17 protein-coding genes are annotated in these 16,227 nt (G+C 65.1%); 8 read left to right on the top strand and 9 right to left on the bottom strand.

Annotated features, from left to right (window positions below):
* Positions 1 to 15: 15 nt before the first annotated feature.
* A complete protein-coding gene (locus CH289_RS02410; RefSeq protein ID WP_019664373.1) occupies positions 16 to 423 on the bottom strand; it encodes a RidA family protein in 408 nt (135 codons plus the stop codon).
* Positions 424 to 479: 56 nt separating this feature from the next.
* Between CH289_RS02410 and CH289_RS02405 the strand changes: the two genes are divergently transcribed.
* Positions 480 to 1,088: a TetR/AcrR family transcriptional regulator gene (locus tag CH289_RS02405; RefSeq protein ID WP_020111502.1), complete on the top strand. Its 609-nt coding sequence runs from the start codon at positions 480 to 482 to the stop codon at positions 1,086 to 1,088.
* Positions 1,089 to 1,092: 4 nt separating this feature from the next.
* Here CH289_RS02405 and CH289_RS02400 read toward each other — a convergent pair whose 3' ends face one another.
* Positions 1,093 to 1,887: a carbon-nitrogen hydrolase family protein gene (locus CH289_RS02400; protein ID WP_026347663.1), complete on the bottom strand. Its 795-nt coding sequence runs from the start codon at positions 1,885 to 1,887 to the stop codon at positions 1,093 to 1,095.
* A 67-nt stretch (positions 1,888 to 1,954) separates the two neighbouring features.
* Here CH289_RS02400 and CH289_RS02395 point away from each other — a divergent pair, with 67 nt between their 5' ends.
* Complete coding sequence (locus CH289_RS02395) at positions 1,955 to 2,596, top strand: GntR family transcriptional regulator (protein ID WP_019664376.1); 642 nt, start codon at positions 1,955 to 1,957, stop codon at positions 2,594 to 2,596.
* On the opposite strand, the gene CH289_RS02390 is transcribed toward CH289_RS02395, so the two are convergent.
* On the bottom strand, positions 2,568 to 3,902 hold the full coding sequence (locus CH289_RS02390; protein WP_019664377.1) for an MFS transporter: 1,335 nt from the start codon (positions 3,900 to 3,902) through the stop codon (positions 2,568 to 2,570). The genes CH289_RS02395 and CH289_RS02390 overlap by 29 nt on opposite strands.
* A 129-nt stretch (positions 3,903 to 4,031) precedes the next feature.
* On the opposite strand from CH289_RS02390, the gene CH289_RS02385 reads away from it, so the two are divergent.
* The 4 genes from CH289_RS02385 to CH289_RS02370 all read left to right on the top strand — a co-directional run bounded on the left by CH289_RS02385 (position 4,032) and on the right by CH289_RS02370 (position 7,234).
* Entirely contained in the window at positions 4,032 to 4,706 is a 675-nt protein-coding gene (locus tag CH289_RS02385; protein ID WP_019664378.1) for a DUF2848 domain-containing protein, read from the top strand.
* A 24-nt stretch (positions 4,707 to 4,730) separates the two neighbouring features.
* Positions 4,731 to 5,090 carry an FKBP-type peptidyl-prolyl cis-trans isomerase gene (locus CH289_RS02380; RefSeq protein ID WP_026347664.1) on the top strand — a complete coding sequence of 120 codons (360 nt, stop codon included), beginning with the start codon at positions 4,731 to 4,733 and terminating at the stop codon, positions 5,088 to 5,090.
* Between the two features lie 62 nt (positions 5,091 to 5,152).
* Positions 5,153 to 5,836 carry a response regulator transcription factor gene (locus tag CH289_RS02375; protein WP_020111501.1) on the top strand — a complete coding sequence of 228 codons (684 nt, stop codon included), beginning with the start codon at positions 5,153 to 5,155 and terminating at the stop codon, positions 5,834 to 5,836.
* 33 nt (positions 5,837 to 5,869) lie between these two features.
* On the top strand, positions 5,870 to 7,234 hold the full coding sequence (locus CH289_RS02370; RefSeq protein ID WP_256976948.1) for a sensor histidine kinase: 1,365 nt from the start codon (positions 5,870 to 5,872) through the stop codon (positions 7,232 to 7,234).
* A 1-nt stretch (position 7,235) separates the two neighbouring features.
* Here CH289_RS02370 and CH289_RS02365 read toward each other — a convergent pair whose 3' ends face one another.
* Positions 7,236 to 8,180, bottom strand: a complete 945-nt coding sequence (locus CH289_RS02365) for a TAXI family TRAP transporter solute-binding subunit (protein WP_033190704.1) — start codon at positions 8,178 to 8,180, stop codon at positions 7,236 to 7,238.
* Positions 8,181 to 8,273: 93 nt separating this feature from the next.
* On the opposite strand from CH289_RS02365, the gene dctA reads away from it, so the two are divergent.
* Positions 8,274 to 9,653 (top strand): C4-dicarboxylate transporter DctA, encoded by a 1,380-nt coding sequence (gene dctA / locus CH289_RS02360; protein WP_019664383.1) that lies wholly within the window; start codon positions 8,274 to 8,276, stop codon positions 9,651 to 9,653.
* Here the strand turns inward: dctA and CH289_RS02355 are convergent.
* From CH289_RS02355 to CH289_RS02345, 3 genes are read right to left on the bottom strand one after another with little or no spacing between them, the layout of a single operon-like run.
* Complete coding sequence (locus CH289_RS02355; protein WP_094727155.1) at positions 9,650 to 10,930, bottom strand: sensor histidine kinase; 1,281 nt, start codon at positions 10,928 to 10,930, stop codon at positions 9,650 to 9,652. The genes dctA and CH289_RS02355 overlap by 4 nt on opposite strands.
* A 20-nt stretch (positions 10,931 to 10,950) precedes the next feature.
* On the bottom strand, positions 10,951 to 11,652 hold the full coding sequence (locus tag CH289_RS02350; protein ID WP_019664385.1) for a response regulator transcription factor: 702 nt from the start codon (positions 11,650 to 11,652) through the stop codon (positions 10,951 to 10,953).
* A 12-nt stretch (positions 11,653 to 11,664) separates the two neighbouring features.
* Positions 11,665 to 11,877: a hypothetical protein gene (locus CH289_RS02345; protein WP_019664386.1), complete on the bottom strand. Its 213-nt coding sequence runs from the start codon at positions 11,875 to 11,877 to the stop codon at positions 11,665 to 11,667.
* A 101-nt stretch (positions 11,878 to 11,978) separates the two neighbouring features.
* On the opposite strand from CH289_RS02345, the gene CH289_RS02340 reads away from it, so the two are divergent.
* A complete protein-coding gene (locus CH289_RS02340) occupies positions 11,979 to 13,310 on the top strand; it encodes a cryptochrome/photolyase family protein (protein WP_033190706.1) in 1,332 nt (443 codons plus the stop codon).
* Between the two features lie 3 nt (positions 13,311 to 13,313).
* On the opposite strand, the gene CH289_RS02335 is transcribed toward CH289_RS02340, so the two are convergent.
* On the bottom strand, positions 13,314 to 14,216 hold the full coding sequence (locus CH289_RS02335) for a DMT family transporter (protein WP_033190707.1): 903 nt from the start codon (positions 14,214 to 14,216) through the stop codon (positions 13,314 to 13,316).
* A gap of 71 nt (positions 14,217 to 14,287) precedes the next feature.
* Positions 14,288 to 16,135, bottom strand: coding sequence for a propionyl-CoA synthetase (locus CH289_RS02330; RefSeq protein ID WP_033190708.1), 1,848 nt, complete (start codon positions 16,133 to 16,135; stop codon positions 14,288 to 14,290).
* Between the last annotated feature and the right edge of the window lie 92 nt (positions 16,136 to 16,227).

The raw sequence follows: 16,227 nt of genomic DNA, 5'->3' as shown, positions 1-16,227 counted from the left end.
TTCGGGGTGCACGTGTCAGTCGAGCACGGCCGTGGCCTCGACCTCGACCATGATGTCCGGTTCGCCGAGCGCGACGACTCCGATGAGCGTGATGGGTTTGACGGGGTCGATGCCGAGCTTCGCTGCGGCCCGCCCGACGCCTTCTCCGAGCAACGGCATCTTCTCGGCCGTCCAGTCGACGACGTAGACCGTCAGCTTCGCGACATCGTCGAACGTCCCGCCGACGGCGTTCAGCGCGGTGGCGACGTTGAGGTAGGCCTGTTCGACCTGCGCCGCGAAGTCGTTCTCCCCGACGCGGTTGCCGTCGGCGTCGCGGGCGACCTGGCCGGAAAGGAACACGAGCTTCGATCCTTCGGCGACCGAGAGTTGGCGGTAGACATCGGGTTTGGGCAGACCGTCGGGGTTGTGCAGGGTGATGGTCATATCTGGCTCCTTCGTCGGGGTTCCGAAAATATAACACTGTTATATATTGTTGGGGAATGGTCAGAACCAAAGATCCTCGGATCAGGTCGATGCTCATCGAACGAGCCGCGCGAATGTTGGGGGACAGGCAGCCCGTGACGCTGCGTGCGCTCGTCAAGGACACCGAGGTCTCGACCATGGCCGTGTACACCTACTTCGACGGCCTCGACGGTCTGTGGATGGCCGTGCGGCAGGAAGGTTTCAAGAGGTTGGCCGCCATGTCGGAGGCCGCGGAGGTCACGGCGGATCCGGTCCGTGACCTGGCGTCGCTCGGATCGGTGTACACACGTAACGCGTTGGAGAATCCGGATCTGTATCGAGTGATGTTCGACGCGACGGTCGATCTGGAGGATCCGGGCGGCGCTGATGCGGTTCTGCAGCATCTGGTGCTGGGGATCGACCGTGCAAAGGATGCCGGACGATTCCGGGCGGATGTGGATTCGGTGGATCTCGCGCTTCAGGCTTGGATCGTCGGGCATGGGCTGGTCTCGCTCGTCGTGACCGGGCCGCTCGACGAGGCTGCGTTGGCCTACGGGGCGTCGATGCTCACGGCGGTGTACGTCGCCGCCGGCGACGACGAAGCCCGCTGCCGTGAATCCGTGGCAGCGGGCTGGGAGTTCGGGTGACCCGTCAGAACTGTCGGCGGTTCTTCAGGACCGGTAGGTTCTGGCGCACCGACTCGACCTGTGTGGTGTCGATGTCCACGGTCAGCATGCCGGGAGTCGTGTCGAGTTGACCCAGTACCTCGCCGGTGGGGGAGCTGACGATGGAGTGGCCGACGCCCAGGGGCGCGGTTCCGTTCGACTGCTCGGGTTGTGCTTGGTCGCAGGCGGCGATGAACGCCGTGGAGTCGAGGGCGCGGGCTCGGGCGAGCAGCGACCACTGTTCGGCCTTGCCCGGACCGGAGCCCCACGACGCGGCGACGACGACCAGTTGAGCGCCGAGGTCGCCGAGCTTCTGGAACAACGCGGGGAAGCGTATGTCGTAGCACGTCGCGAAGCCGATGCGTACACCGTCGATGTCGAGGACGAGCGGTTCGGAACCCGGTGCGACCGTGTCGGATTCGGCGAAACCGAAGGCGTCGAAGAGGTGGATCTTGTCGTAGCTCGCGTCGACGCCGTCGCCGGTGACCAGGAGGGTGTTGGCGACACGGTCGTCGTCGGCGGGGGTGAACATTCCCGCGACGATCGTGATTCCGACGCTGGACGCGATCGCACGGACGCCGTCGGCCCACGGGCCGTCGAGGGGTTCTGCGACGCCGCGAATCGGTCCGCCGAAGCACCGCATCATCGCTTCCGGGAAGACGACGACGGAGGATCCGGCTTCTTTGGCTGCGCGGGCGTGGGTGTCGATGATTCGCAGATTGTCCGATGGTTCAGTTCCACTGGTGACCTGGGCAAGGCTGATTCGGAGGCTGGTGCTCATCTGCTGATCTCCTGTTTCGTGGGCGCTGTGCATGGTTTCGTAGCGCGTCGAGAGGTATACATATCGTATGCAATCGGTGTCGGGTAGGGACAAGGCGTACTCGTTCGTTCGTGACCAAGTGCTCACGTCACCTGCGGCCACCGGAACATTTCTGAACGAGCAGGACCTGGCGACTCGAATCGGGGTGTCTCGCACGCCGGTTCGTGAAGCCCTGTTGATGTTGCAGGCGGAGGGTCTTGTCGAGATGGTACCCAAGCGGGGTGCTCACGTTCCCGCGATGTCCGGCCGCCAGATCGGTGAGTTGATGGAGTTGCGAGGCGTGCTGGAGCGTCACGCGGGCTCGGTGGCCGTCGGAACCGGCACCCCGCCGGTGGCCCTGATGCGCGACGCCCTCGGTGCTCAGGAGGTGCTCGCCGAGGTTCGAACCGATGATGCTGCAAAGGAATTCATCGACCTCGACGGCAGGTTCCATCAAATTCTGATCGATTCCGCCGGCAGTGAACTGCTGTCGCGGACGTACGCAGGCCTGCGGGCCCGTCAGCTGCGCGTCGGATTGACCGCGTTGTTCGCGGCGTCCGATCGCCAGCGCAACGTGTGCACCGAGCACGAGGCCATCGTCGTCGCTCTCGAGAGCGGCGACGAGGACCTCGTGCATCGGGCGATCGACGATCATCTGGAAGTCACACTGCAGATCCTGTTGAGGGCGTAGTCGCGCGAATGACCTCGTACTCCTCTTCCTCGGCCCGGTCGGGGTTGCGTCCGAGCGCGAGGCCGAGGACGGTCAGGGCGCCGACGACGGCGACGTAGGCGACGATCAGCGTCCAGGTGTCGGTCTTGTCCAGCAGGAAGACGAAGATCAGCGGTGCCATGGCTCCACCGACGACTCCTGCGAGGGTGTAGGCGAGCGAGCTGCCGGTCGATCGCAGGCGCACGGTGAACTGCTCGGTGACGAAGGCTGCCTGCGGTCCGTACATGAACGAGTGGAACGCCAGTCCGACGACGACGCCGAGGATCAGCAGCGGCAGCGAGCTTCCGCCGATGATCAGGAAGAACACTGCGCTCCAGGCGACTCCACCGACGGCGGCGACGCCGTAGACGAGGCGGCGGTTGATGCGGTCGGACAGGGCGCCGGCGAGCGGGATCAGGCCGAGCTGGAATGCAGAGCCGATGAGAATGGCGATCAGAACTTCGCTGCGTTCGAAGCCGAGCTTCTGTGTGCCGTACGTGATGGAGAAGACGGTGAACAGTGCGTAGATGACGTCGGGGGCGATGCGGGACAGAATCGCGGCGATAAGAGGGCGACGCTGAAACTTGAAGACCTCGCTGATCGGCGCTTCGGAGCGATCTCCGCTTTCCTGGAGTGCCTTGAACACCGGAGTGTCCTCCAGCTTCAGGCGAATCCACAGTCCGAAGCCGACGAGTACTGCGGAGAGCAGGAACGCGACGCGCCAGCCCCAGGATTCGAACTGCTCCTCGGTCAGGGCGAGGGTGAGTGCGGCGAGAGCACCGTTGGCGAGGAGGTTTCCGGCTGGGGGACCGATCTGTGCGGCCGACGACCAGAAGCCGCGCTGACGGGGGTTGCCGTATTCGCTCGACAGAAGTACCGCGCCGCCCCATTCGCCGCCGACGGCCACGCCCTGGGCGAAGCGCATCGTGACCAGGAGGATCGGGGCGACGATGCCGATGGTGTCGTAACCCGGGATCAAACCGATGAGGAATGTGGTGACGCCGATCAGCAGCAGCGTGATGACCAACAACTGCTTGCGGCCGATGACGTCGCCGAGGCGTCCGAAGACGAATCCGCCGACGGGGCGTGCCACGTATCCGACCGCGTAGGTCGAGAAGGCCAGCAGGGTGCCGGTCAGTGGATCGCTGTCGGGAAAGAAGACGATCGGGAAGATCAGGGCGGCCGCCGCGGAGTAGACGGCAAAGTCGTACCACTCCAATGCGGTGCCCGTCAGGCTGGCCGCAAATGCCTTGACCAGGCCTTTCTTTTCGACTGTCTGCGCAGTCATGGCAACTCCTTCGTCTGTGCCTTGGATCACTGTATCCGTTGTACTGATTCCATACTTGCTGTATACAAGACGTATGCGCAAGCTTTTCGGCGTATTCGAAACAATCAATTAACGAGAGAGGCATTCACGATGCTGACGTTCACGCTTCCGGACGGAACCACCGAGACCGTCGAACCGCTGAATCTGCTCAACGCCGGCTACGCGGGCCGCAACCAGGAAGAAGTTGCTCATCACATCGCCGAGCTGGCCGAACTCGGTGTTCCGGCACCGACCGTCACGCCCGCGATGTACCCCATCTCGCCGTACCTGGCTCAGCAGACGAACGCCGTGCACGTGCAGCACGGGCGCACCTCCGGTGAAGCCGAGTGGGCGCTCGTCGTTCTCGGCGATACCGACGACGACGTGCTGCTCACCGTCGCGTGTGATCACACCGACCGCGACCTCGAGGTCCACAGCGTCGCGTGGAGCAAGAACGCATCACCCGACGTGCTCGGTTCCGGTGCGTGGCGTCTGTCCGACGTCGCGGACCGCATCGACGACATCACGCTGAAGGCATGGGTCGGCGAGACCCCGATTCAGACGGGGTCGCTGGCCGATCTCCTCGCTCCGAAGTACTGGCTCGACGTGCTCCGTGAGCGCGGGCTGTTCAAGCGCGGAACCATCCTGATCTCGGGCACGATCTCGATGCATCCCGGCGTCGACCAGTTCGCCGACGCGTGGAAGGTCGAGATGTCCGACGCCGCCACCGGAAACGTGCTGACCTGCGAATACGACGTCATTCGCATGGCTGACCCGATCGGCTGACCAGCGCGACGTAGGGTGGAGTGCGTGACGAAGCCAATTATCGAGTTCCAGGCAGGCCCTCCACCCATCGATCTAGTGCTGGTGGACTTGGTCGAGGGAGACGGTGACGAAGCCTCACCCGGCGATACCGTCGAGGTGCATTACGTCGGGGTCGAGTTCGACTCGGGCGAGGAGTTCGACTCCTCGTGGAACCGCGGGGAGTCCATCAAGTTCCCGCTCCAGAACCTGATTCAGGGCTGGCAGGACGGCATTCCCGGGATGAAGGTGGGCGGACGCCGTCAGCTCACCATTCCGCCGGAGCTCGCCTACGGCCCGGCCGGACACGGTCATCGCCTGTCCGGAAAGACCCTCGTGTTCGTGATCGACCTGCTCGGCGTCAACTGACGTAGACCGGTCGTCGACCAAGTGCCCACAGTTCGAAGTCTCCCGAAGTAGACTTTTCGGACATGTGGGCATTGGTCGTCGAAAACGACGATCGCGTGGCCCGTGCTCTGCGTCGGTCCTTGCATGCCGAGGGTTTCGACGTCGAACGGGTCGGCGCGGTCGCGGCAGCCCGCCGAGCGATGGCCCGGCAGGACTTCGCCATTGCTCTCGTCGATCTCGGTCTCGACGACGGAGACGGTGTGGACGTGATCCGAGCGCTGCGGGACCATCCGTCCACCGGGGTCATCGCCGTCACAGCGCGTGGGGCCACGAACGACCGCGTCCGCGGACTTCGTGCCGGCGCGGACGACTATCTGGTCAAGCCCTTCGGGATCGCCGAGCTCATGGCGCGTATCGACGCCGTGATGCGCAGGCTCAGGCTCTCGTCCGTACCTCTGGAATCGCAGGGTCGTATCGGGCACGGGGAGCTGTGCATCGATCGCGACCGTCACGAAGTTCTGCTGGCAGGCATGGTTCTTCCGTTGACCCGCAAGGAGTTCGACGTGCTCGTGCTCCTCGCTCAGAACGTGGACGTCGTGGTCGAGCGCGACCGCATCCTGGATCACGTGTGGCAGTCCGCCCGCGAAGGAAACACCAGGACCCTCGACACCCACATGGCGTCGCTTCGCACCAAACTCGGCGCCGCAGCGTCGATCACGACGGTCCGAGGCGTCGGATATCGGCTCGAATCGGCGTCCGAGAGCTGACGGACAGCCGTGCGCAGACGGATCGTTCTCAGCATGGTCCCGGTGATCGCCCTTCTCGTTCTCGGCGTGGGTATCCCGTACGCGATTCTGGTGTCCGAGCGCGCAACCCAGCGTGTGTTCATCGACCGGACCGGTGACGCAGTGCGATTCGCCTCCGAGGTGAACGCGGCGATCGAATCCGGGGAATCGACCGGGCTGGGAGAGGAACTGGCGTCGTACTCGGCGTTGTACGACTCAGCGGTGTGGGTGCTCGCTCTGGACGGGGCGACCGTGTACGACCCCGGCGTTCCGCTTCCCGACGACGAGGAACTGGCCGGTGCCGTCAGGCGTGCGTTCGCGGGCGGCCGGGTGTCCGAGGCGCCGACTGTCTACCCGTGGACCGCCGCTCCCGTGCGGGTGGTCGAACCGGTCGGCCGGGACTCCCAGGTGACCGCCGTCGTCGTCATCGAGGCTCCGACGGACACGTTGCGCGCCGGGAGCCTGTCCCAATGGGCTGTCGGTATCGGAGTGTTGGTGGTCGCCGTCGCCGGGTTGCTCGCCGGGTTGTGGCCGCTGACATCGTGGATTCTTCGGCCCGTCCGCGATCTGGAGCGCAGCACTGCCGGTATCGGCGCAGGCGATTTCACGACCCGCGCGGACGTCGATCGAGGCCCGCAGGAGCTACGCGAACTGTCGGAATCGTTCAACACGATGGCCGACACCGTCGAGCGGTCGATGCAGCGTCAGCGCGCGTTCGTCACCGACGCCGCCCACCAGCTCCGAAATCCGTTGGCCAGCTTGCGTTTGTCGGTCGAGAATCTACGGCCCTGGCTGCGCGACGGTGACGCCCGCGAGGCCCACGAGGATGCCGTTGCCGAGACGGTGGAACTGGGTGCGACGTTCGAAGCGATGCTCGGCGCCGTCTCCGCGGAGCGGGACGACGGTGAACGTGACGGTGACCTGTGCTCGGTCGTCGGCGTGTTCGATGCCGCGCGGCCGCGGTGGCAGGCGTGCGCGGAGAGCGCCGGGGTTCGGTTGGTGATCGAGGGACCGGCTCCGGGGTGTCGCACCGTCCGCCAACCCTCCGGTGGCCTCGTCGCGGTGCTCGACGAACTGGTGTCCAACGCCGCCCGGCTGTCCGGCGGCACGACGGTGACGGTCCGGATGCGCACCGAATCCGAGGGTCGCTGGGCGTTGTTCGAGGTGGAGGACGATGGTCGCGGGTTGTCGGAATCGGAGACGACTGCGGCGACGGGGAGATTCTGGCGCGCGCCACGGCATCAGAACGTGGCCGGGACAGGGTTGGGTCTTGCCATCGTGAGTGATGTGGTGGCCGATGTGGGAGGAACGTTCGAGTTACGGGGTGCTTCCGGTGGCGGAATCGTGGCGACTGTTCGATTGCCCTGTGCGTCAGCGTGAGTCAGGGTTTCTGTTCGCGGAACCAGTCCGCTGCACCGGGATGCAGTGGAACGGGTGTGGTGGCGGCCCCGGTTCGCGGGTTGATCTGATCTGCTTCCGGGCGGTTCATCGACAGCGCCCGGGCATTCTCGAACGTGCTCGCCGTCAGGAAACGAGCCAAGTCGCGTGGAAACTCGTTGCGCACCAGCACGAACGTGGGAACGGCGAGGGTGCGACTCGACGCGATGTCCGGATACACCGTCCGTGAGATCACGACGCCGACGTACTCTCCGGGATAGGCGGCCCGTACGGCCTCGGTGTCGACGGCGAGATCGACGAATTCGACGGCTCGGCCCACCGCCGAGGCGTCTCTGACCAGCGAGTCGAGGGCCGGTGTCGGCATCGCGGTCAACGAGAAGACTGCATCCAGTTCGCCGGAGAGCAGTGCCCGGGCCGCGTCGTCCTGGCCGTAGGACAGTGGAGTGACGGCGAGCCCGGCCGAGTCGAGGAGTCGAAGCGCGGTGAAGCGGGTTCCCGATCCGGGGAGGCCGACCGCGACCCGCATGCCCGGTAGATCCTGCAGTGTTCGTACCGGCCCGTCGGCCATGACCGCGAGGTGCAGCACCGAATCGAACACCCGGAACAGTGCGGAGAAGTCCGAGACGAACGGTTTCGCGACGTCGGCGTTCACGAAACCCAGGTCGACGGACCCGGCCGTGAGCAGTGCCGCGTTGTCGACGGCCGCGTCGGTTTCGACGATGTCGACGACGTGGCGGGCGAGGGCGTCGTTCCAGCGCTCGGCCAGCGCGGTCCCCGTCTCACGGTAGGTCGCACCCGCCGGTCCCGTCGCGAACGTCAAATTGTCGACGGAGGGAACGGGCCGACTGGAACACGCAGGCAGCAGGGCTGCGAGACTCACGGCCGACACCCCGGCGAGCAGGGTCCGTCGATCGATCCTTCCGCTCACTCGTCTCCTATGTCCGAAATGTGAATGTCAGATCGACCTCAAATCTACGCAACTTTGTTGGTGTGACGGGCGCCACTGCGGAACATTGGCGGCATGGCTTCCACCACCGAGACGGGTGACACCGTCAAGCGCAAGCGTTTCTACCACCAGCTGTACTTCTGGGTTCTCGTCGGAATCAGCGTCGGGATCATCATCGGCCTCACCGCTCCCGGCGTGGCGTCGGAGATGAAGTGGATGGCCGATCTGTTCATCAAACTCGTCAAGGTGGTCATCGCGCCGACGATCTTCGCGACGATCGTCGTCGGCATCGCGGGGATGGGGAACCTGGCCAAAGCGGGTGGTCTCGCCTTCAAGACCGTCATGTACTTCAACGTCACCACCGTGTTCGCGCTGGCGATCGGCCTCGTCGTCGTCAACGTCCTCGGGCCGGGGCGTGGATTGAACTACGACGTCGCTTCCTTCGACTCGTCGGCGGCCGCGGGCACCATCGAGTCGGCCGGCGAAGCGAGCGGAACGGGACTGACCGGGTTCATCCTGAATCTGGTACCCGACTCGTTCGCGAGTGCATTCGTCGACGGAATGTTGCTGCAGGTACTGCTGCTGGCGATCCTCGTGGCCGTAGCGGTGACGATGCTCGGCACGCGGGCGGCACCGGTCGTCAGCGCCCTGGACACGTTCGCCAAGATCATGTTCGGCGTCATCAAGCTCGTGATGTGGGTTGCGCCGCTGGGTGCGATGGGCGGAATCGCGTTCACGATCGGCGAGCACGGCAGCGCGATCCTCGGTTCACTCGCGACGTTCATGGGTTCCTTCTGGCTCACGTGCATCCTGTTCCTGCTGTTCGTCCTCGGCCCCATCTGCAGACTCGCCGGGTTCAGCATCTTCAAGTACCTGCGGTACATCAAGGACGAACTGCTGATCGTGCTGGGCACGTCGTCGTCGGAGACGGTTCTTCCGCGCATGATGGCGAAGATGGAAGCGGCAGGCACACCGAAGCACGTGGTGGGCATGACCATTCCCACCGGCTACTCGTTCAACCTCGACGGCACCGCGATCTACATGTCGATGGGCGCGATCTTCATCGCCCAAGCCTTCGGTATCGACGTCCCCATCTGGACTCAGATCGGTCTGCTCGTGTTCATGCTGATCTCGTCGAACGGTGCTGCAGGCGTGTCGGGCGCAGGCCTGGTCACCCTTGCCGCGTCGTTGACGGCATTCGACTCGGTGATCCCGGTTGCGGGTATCGCGTTGATCGTCGGAATCGACCGCTTCATGTCCGAGGGCCGTGCGCTGACCAACTTGTCCGGCAACGGACTCGGAACGCTCGTCATCGCGAGGTGGACGGGCGAGCTCGATCGAGAACGCCTCGCCTACGTGCTGGACAACCCGAAGACCGTCGACGTCGACGACCTGTTGGATCCCGACGAGCCGGCCGACAAGGAGCTGGCGTCCTCGGGTGCAGCAGGCCGCTAGTGTCCGCGTGCGAGGTCCAGTACCAGTCTGGCCCCACCGAGCGGACTGTCGGTGAAACGAGCTCGGCCACCGTGCAGTTCGGCCTGCTGCGCCACCAGGGCGAGGCCGAGGCCAGATCCACCCTTCGTCGCCGACGCCCCACGGTAGAAGCGCTCGAAGACGGAATCCCGCTCGGCGGGCGGGATTCCGGATCCGTTGTCGTCGAGGACGATCTGCACCGTGGACTCCGTCTCGGTCAGCGTGATCGCGACGTCGGTGGCCGACCCGTGGCGAACGGCGTTGATGATGGCGTTGTCCAGGGCGAGGCGGAGTCCGGCGGGCAGAGCGTCGACGACGAGCGACGGGGCCGATTCGACGCGGACCGTCAGACCCGGGTTCTGCCGCATCGCGTCCTGAGCGGCCACGTCGCAGATCTCGACGATGTCGACCGGGACGCGATCCTTGTCGCTGGACAGTTCACCGGACGCGAGTTTCTCGAGAGCCGTCAGAGTTGCTTCGACGCGGCCCTGCGTCCGCTGCAGATCCTCCAGGATCTCGAGTCGCTGCGGCGGCTCGAGGTCGAGGGTGCGCAGCACTTCGATGTCGGTGCGCATCGCCGTCAGCGGCGTCCGAAGTTCGTGCGCGGACACCGCCGCGAAATCCCGAGCGGTGCCGAGTGCTTCGGTGGTACGTGCCTGCGCGTCGCCGAGTCGTTCGAGCATGCCTGCGATGGCCACGGTCAACTCGTCGGACTCCTTCACCCCGGTCGAGGTGTCCGGCGACCTCGGGGGCTGCGCACTGACCTGCCGAGTCAGTGTCACGAGCGGTTTCACCGCGCGGCCGCCGAAGATCCAGCCGAGGCCCGTCGACGCGGCGATGGCGGCCAATCCGCCGAAGATGACCCACCGCTGTTGATCGTCGGTGATCTCCTGCGCCTCGGCGGCGGGAACGCCGATGGAGATGATGATGTTTGTCGCCGACACAGCCTCCGAGGTGTAGACGCGGAAACGGTCTCCTCCCACGTCGACGGTCTCCGAACCCTCGTCGAGCTTCGGCAGCTGCGTCGGAGTCGACGCGATGACGGTATCGCCGGTTCGGATCGTCACCGCGAACGCCCCTGAGCTGCCCAGCTGGTCGAGGAACAGTTCGAGGCTCGATGCACTGGGAATCAGAACCTGGGACGCCGTCGTCAACCGGTCGTCGAGGTTGCTCACGTTGTTGCGGGAGATGACCACGGAGGCGACGGTCGCGAGCGTCGCGACGACGATCGTCGCACCCAGTGCGGTCGCGACGGCCACTCGGGCGCGAAGAGAGAACCTCACGAGCTCGGCCGCAGCACGAAACCGACACCGCGCACGGTGTGCAGGACACGGGATTGACCGTCGACCTCGATCTTGCGCCGGAGATAACCGACGAACACGTCGACGACATTGGTGTCGGCCACGAAGTCGTACCCCCACACCAGCTCGAGCAGCCGCTCACGCGTCAGAACGACGCCTGCGTTCCTGGCGAGGACTGCGAGCAGTTCGAATTCCCGTTTGGTCAGATCCAGTTCGCGCATCCCGACGTGGGCGCGATGGCCCGGGATGTCGACACTCAGGCCGCCGACGGTGATGGCGGAGCTGGATTCGGGTGGCGCAGGTGCCGTAGCACGTCTGCGGAGCATCGCGCGGATCCGAGCGACCAGCTCGGCCAGGACGAACGGTTTGGTCAGGTAGTCGTCGGCGCCGGATTCCAGGCCGGAGATGCGATCGTCGACCGAGCTCCGAGCACTCAGCACACAGATGGGTACGTCGTTGCCCATCGCGCGGAGGGCTTTGACGACGCTGGCGCCGTCGAGGACCGGCATGTTGATGTCCAGGACCACCACGTCGGGCGATCGCTGGGAGACCGCGGTGAGCGCTTCGGCGCCGTCGACCGCGGTGATGACGGTGAATCCGGACAGGCGGAGTCCGCGTTGAAGCGAGGCGAGCACGTCCGCGTCGTCGTCGACTACGAGTACGGTGGCTGATTCGGGCACAGCTCTATCGTGCTATGCCGCCCAGCTCCGGACGGTCATCTCGCGCTCCTCGGGCGATTTGGCGAAGAATTCCTCGAGCGCACTGCGGCGTTCGCGATCGGCATCGAGCGTCCACGCCAGTTCAGGTGCATTGGCGTAGAGCTTGGCGTAGTAGGCGTCGAACGTGCACGTCGTGTCGATCAGCGACGCCGCTCCCGGAAAGATGGGGGTTGCTGTGTTTCTCATGTTTCCCAAGGTAGAAGGCTACTTTGGGGGCTCGGTGAGGCAAATGTGGGAGAACTGTGAGAAATGGATTGTCGAACAGTCCCGCGGGTATGAATACACGCATGACTGTGGTGTGGTTTCGACGTGACCTGCGAACCGGTGATCTTCCGACGCTGACGGCTGCGGCCGATTCCGACGGGCCCGTGCTCGGATTGTTCGTTCTCGACGACGTGCTGCTGAAGGCGTCGGGCGGGCCGCGTCGGGACTTTCTCTTCCGTTCGCTCGAGGCACTCGACGAGCAGTTGGACGGTCGGCTGCTGGTCGTGAAGGGTGATCCGGAAACCGTGGTGCCCAAGGTCGCGAAGGCCGTCGACGCCGAGGAGGTCCACATCAGCGCGGATTACGGGCCGTACGGGCGGTCCAGGGACGAGCGCGTCGGTGAACACGTGTCGTTGGTGTCGACGGGATCGCCCTACGCCATCGCCCCCGGCCGCGTCACCAAGAACGACGGCGAGCCCTACCGCGTGTTCACTCCGTACTTCCGGCAGTGGATGGAACACGGATGGCGGGGCCCGGCGGACACGTCGGCGAAAACCGTGTCGTGGCTCGACCCGTCGGATGTGAAGGGGCTTCCCCGACGCGTGAAGATCCCCACCGAAAAGGACGCGTCCGACGCGCCTGCAGGGGAGAAGGCTGCGTCCGACGCCTGGGCCGAGTTTCTGGAGCGAGTCTCGGACTACGACGACGAGCGCAACCGGCCGGACCTGGACTCGACCTCGCGTATGTCGGTCCACCTGAAGTACGGCACCATCCACCCGCGGACGATGCTGGCTGACCTCGGAAAACTGCGCAGCGAGGGGTCCGCGTCGTACCGTCGCCAGATCGCCTGGCGAGACTTCTACGCGGACATTCTGTTTCAGCGCCCGGACAGCGCGCGGGAGAACTACGACAAGAAGTTCGACAAGATCGAGCTGGACACCAGCAAGCACGCCCAGGAGCTGTTCGACGCGTGGAAGGACGGCAAGACCGGCTTCCCCATCGTCGACGCCGGTATGCGACAGCTGAATTCCGAGAACTGGATGCACAACCGGGTCCGCATGATCGTGGCGTCGTTCCTCGTCAAGGATCTGCATCTGCCGTGGTGGTGGGGAGCGCGATACTTCCTGGACCGATTGGTCGACGGCGATCTGGCCAGCAACCAACACGGCTGGCAGTGGACGGCAGGCACGGGAACCGATGCGTCCCCGTACTTTCGTGTGTTCAACCCGATCACCCAGGGCGAGAAGTTCGACCCCACCGGTGATTACGTACGCCGCTGGGTTCCCGAGCTGCGCGGGGAAGAAGGCAAGGCCGTGCACACCTTGAAGTTCGGACGCCCCAAGGATTACCCCGACGCCATCGTCGACCACAAGCACGAGCGAGAGGTCGCGATAGCCCGGTTCAAGGCGCTGTGACGCTCACCGTCGGCGAGAGAGCCCGACGCCGACGAGGCAGACGACGCCGCCCAGCACTGCGAGGATGTGCGGAACTTCGTTCAGCAGGGCCCAGCTCAGCGCAACGGTGATGGGTGGGACGGCGTATGTGGTGATGCCGAGCCTGCCTGCATCCATTCGGGTGAGCGCGTAGGCCCACGTGGAAAACGCAAGCGCTGTCGGAACGAGGCCGAGGTAGAGCAGACCGCCGGTTGCCTGGGCGGATGCGTCGGCCAGGTCGTCGAGCAGGGCCGGGGCGAACGGGAGAGTGCACAGGGCGCCGATCGCGCAGGCCATCCACGTGACCTGGAGGCCGGGCACGCTGCGCAGCACCGGTTTCTGGCAGAGCACACCGATTGCGTAGGTCACCGCGGAGACGAGGCACAGTGCGATGCCGAGGGCATCCGCGTCGGTTCTGACGGTGTCGGTGGTGGTCACGGCAGTGACGACACCCACGAGCACGGCCCCGGAGAACGCGATCGCCGCGCCGATCACGAGCCACCGCGGAAAGCCCTCGCCGAGGAGGAGTCCGGCGAACAGGGCAACGAGAATCGGGCCGATCTGAATGATCATCGAGGTGGTGCCTGCATCGACGCGTTGTTCGGCGGCGTTGAGGGCCACGTTGTAGATCGCGAACCAGAACACCCCGACGCTGAGGATCTGGATCCACTGGGTGCGGGTAGGTCTGACCCAGGTGCGTTTCGCCAGGAGAATCAGCCCGAGCGCGCCCGTGCCGATCAGCAACCTGCCGAGCGCCAGCGGACCCGCTCCGAACGACGTACCGACTCCCCGAATCGCGACGAACGCCGACGCCCAGGACACCACGGTGACCGTCACCGCTCCGAGCGCAAGCCAATCCGTCTTCTTCGTCACTGCGACATCGGTCATGGCATGAGATTACGGCGAGCGGACCGCCTGGGGCGCGCGGATTTCGGACAACCTTGCTCGTTTTCCTGCCCTCACCTACGGAGTAGCTTCTCCAGCGCATCCAGAACCGCTGGATCCTCGATGGTCGACGGCACCCCGTACTCCTCACCTGCGACGATCTGCCGCATGGTCTTGCGCAGGATTTTCCCGGACCTCGTCTTGGGAAGCGCACCGACGATCGTCACGTCCCGGAATGTCGCGAGTGCGCCGATCTGGTCACGCACCATCGCGACCAGTTCCGTGCGCAAGCGATCCTCCTCGATGGTTTCGCCCGCCTTGAGGACCACGTACCCGCTCGGCCGCTGGCCCTTGAGGTCGTCGTGAATTCCGATCACCGCGCATTCGGCCACCGCGGGGTGGCTCGCGACGACGGCTTCCATCGATCCTGTCGACAGTCGATGTCCCGCAACGTTGATCACGTCGTCGCTGCGACCGAGGACGTACACGTACCCGTCGGCGTCGATGTAACCGGAATCGCCGGTCAGGTAATTGCCGGGGAACGTGTCGAGGTACGAGCGCTGGAAGCGGTCCTCGTCGTTCCACAATCCCACCAGGGTGCCGGGAGGCAGCGGGAGTTTCACGACGATGTTGCCCTCGGTACCGGCGTCGACCTCGGCGCCGGCAGCGTCCACGATCGTCACCTCGAAACCCGGTACCGCGACGGTCGGCGAACCGGATTTGATCGGAAGCGGCTCCAGCCCGCGGAGATTCGCCGCGATCGCCCAGCCGGTCTCGGTCTGCCACCAGTGGTCGACGACGGGCCGGTCCAGGGTTCGGCTGATCCACTCGTAGGTATCGGGATCCAGTCGCTCGCCCGCGACGAACAGTGTCTCCAAGCTCGAGACGTCGTACTTCTTCAGTTTCTCGGCGTGCGGATCCACCTTGCGAATGGCGCGTAACGCCGTCGGGGCGGTGAACAATGCTCGCACACCGTGACTTTCGATGACCCGCCAGAAGGCCCCGGCGTCGGGAGTGCCGACGGGTTTGCCTTCGTAGAGAATTGTTGTCGCACCTGCCAGCAGTGGGCCGTAGACGATGTAGGAATGCCCGACGACCCAGCCGACGTCGGACGCCGTCCACATGACCTGACCCGGACCGACGTCGTAGATGTTGTGCATCGACCATCGCAGTGCGACGGCATGGCCACCGTTGTCGCGTACGACGCCTTTGGGTTTTCCGGTGGTCCCCGAGGTGTAGAGGATGTAGAGCGGATCCGTAGCCTTCACCGGAACTGGTTGCGCCGGTGACGCTTCGGCCATCTCGGCATCCCAGTCCAGCCATCCGTGATCGCTCGGAATCCCGTCGCGGCTCTTGACGATCACCGTCGGCGACGAGGACAGAGCGAGCGCCTTCTCGACGATCGGGAGGTACTCCACGACCCGTCCCGGCTCGAAACCGCCACTCGCCGTCACCACCAGCACCGGTTCGGCGTCGTCGATCCGCGCCGCGAGCTCCTTCGCCGCGAATCCGCCGAACACCACCGAATGCACCGCACCGATTCGCGCACACGCCAGCATCGCCACGGCTGCCTCGGGAATCATGGGCAGGTACAGAATGACGCGGTCACCCTTCCCCACACCGTTGCGCACGAGAACTCCCGCGAACAGCGCCACCTCGTTCAACAGCTCGGCATAGGTGTATCGGCGCTGCGTACCGGTCATCGCCGAGTCGTAGATCAGCGCGGTACGGTCCCCGTCGCCCGCATCCACATGCCGATCGAGCGCATTGACACACGTATTGAGCACGCCGTCGGGGAACCAGCGGCCATCGAACGCCGTCGTCGGAGCACTGACCCAATCGATCCCCTCGGCCGCGTCCAGCCAGAAACCCTCACGATCGGACCTGGCTCTGTCGAATGCTTCTCGATACTCGCCGCTCATGTCCCGAGCCTAGTGCCACGAATTGCCCGATACTTTTCGAATCGGCGGGATCCCGAGTAATTGCACAGTATCGGGCAATCCATCGCATCGGA

It is taken from the genome of Rhodococcus sp. RS1C4, assembly GCF_002258225.1.
In the GTDB taxonomy this organism is placed as follows: Bacteria; Actinomycetota; Actinomycetes; order Mycobacteriales; family Mycobacteriaceae; genus Rhodococcoides; species Rhodococcoides fascians_E.
Note: the sequence above shows the minus strand (reverse complement) of the source record. Positions and strands in the feature narration are given on the sequence as shown.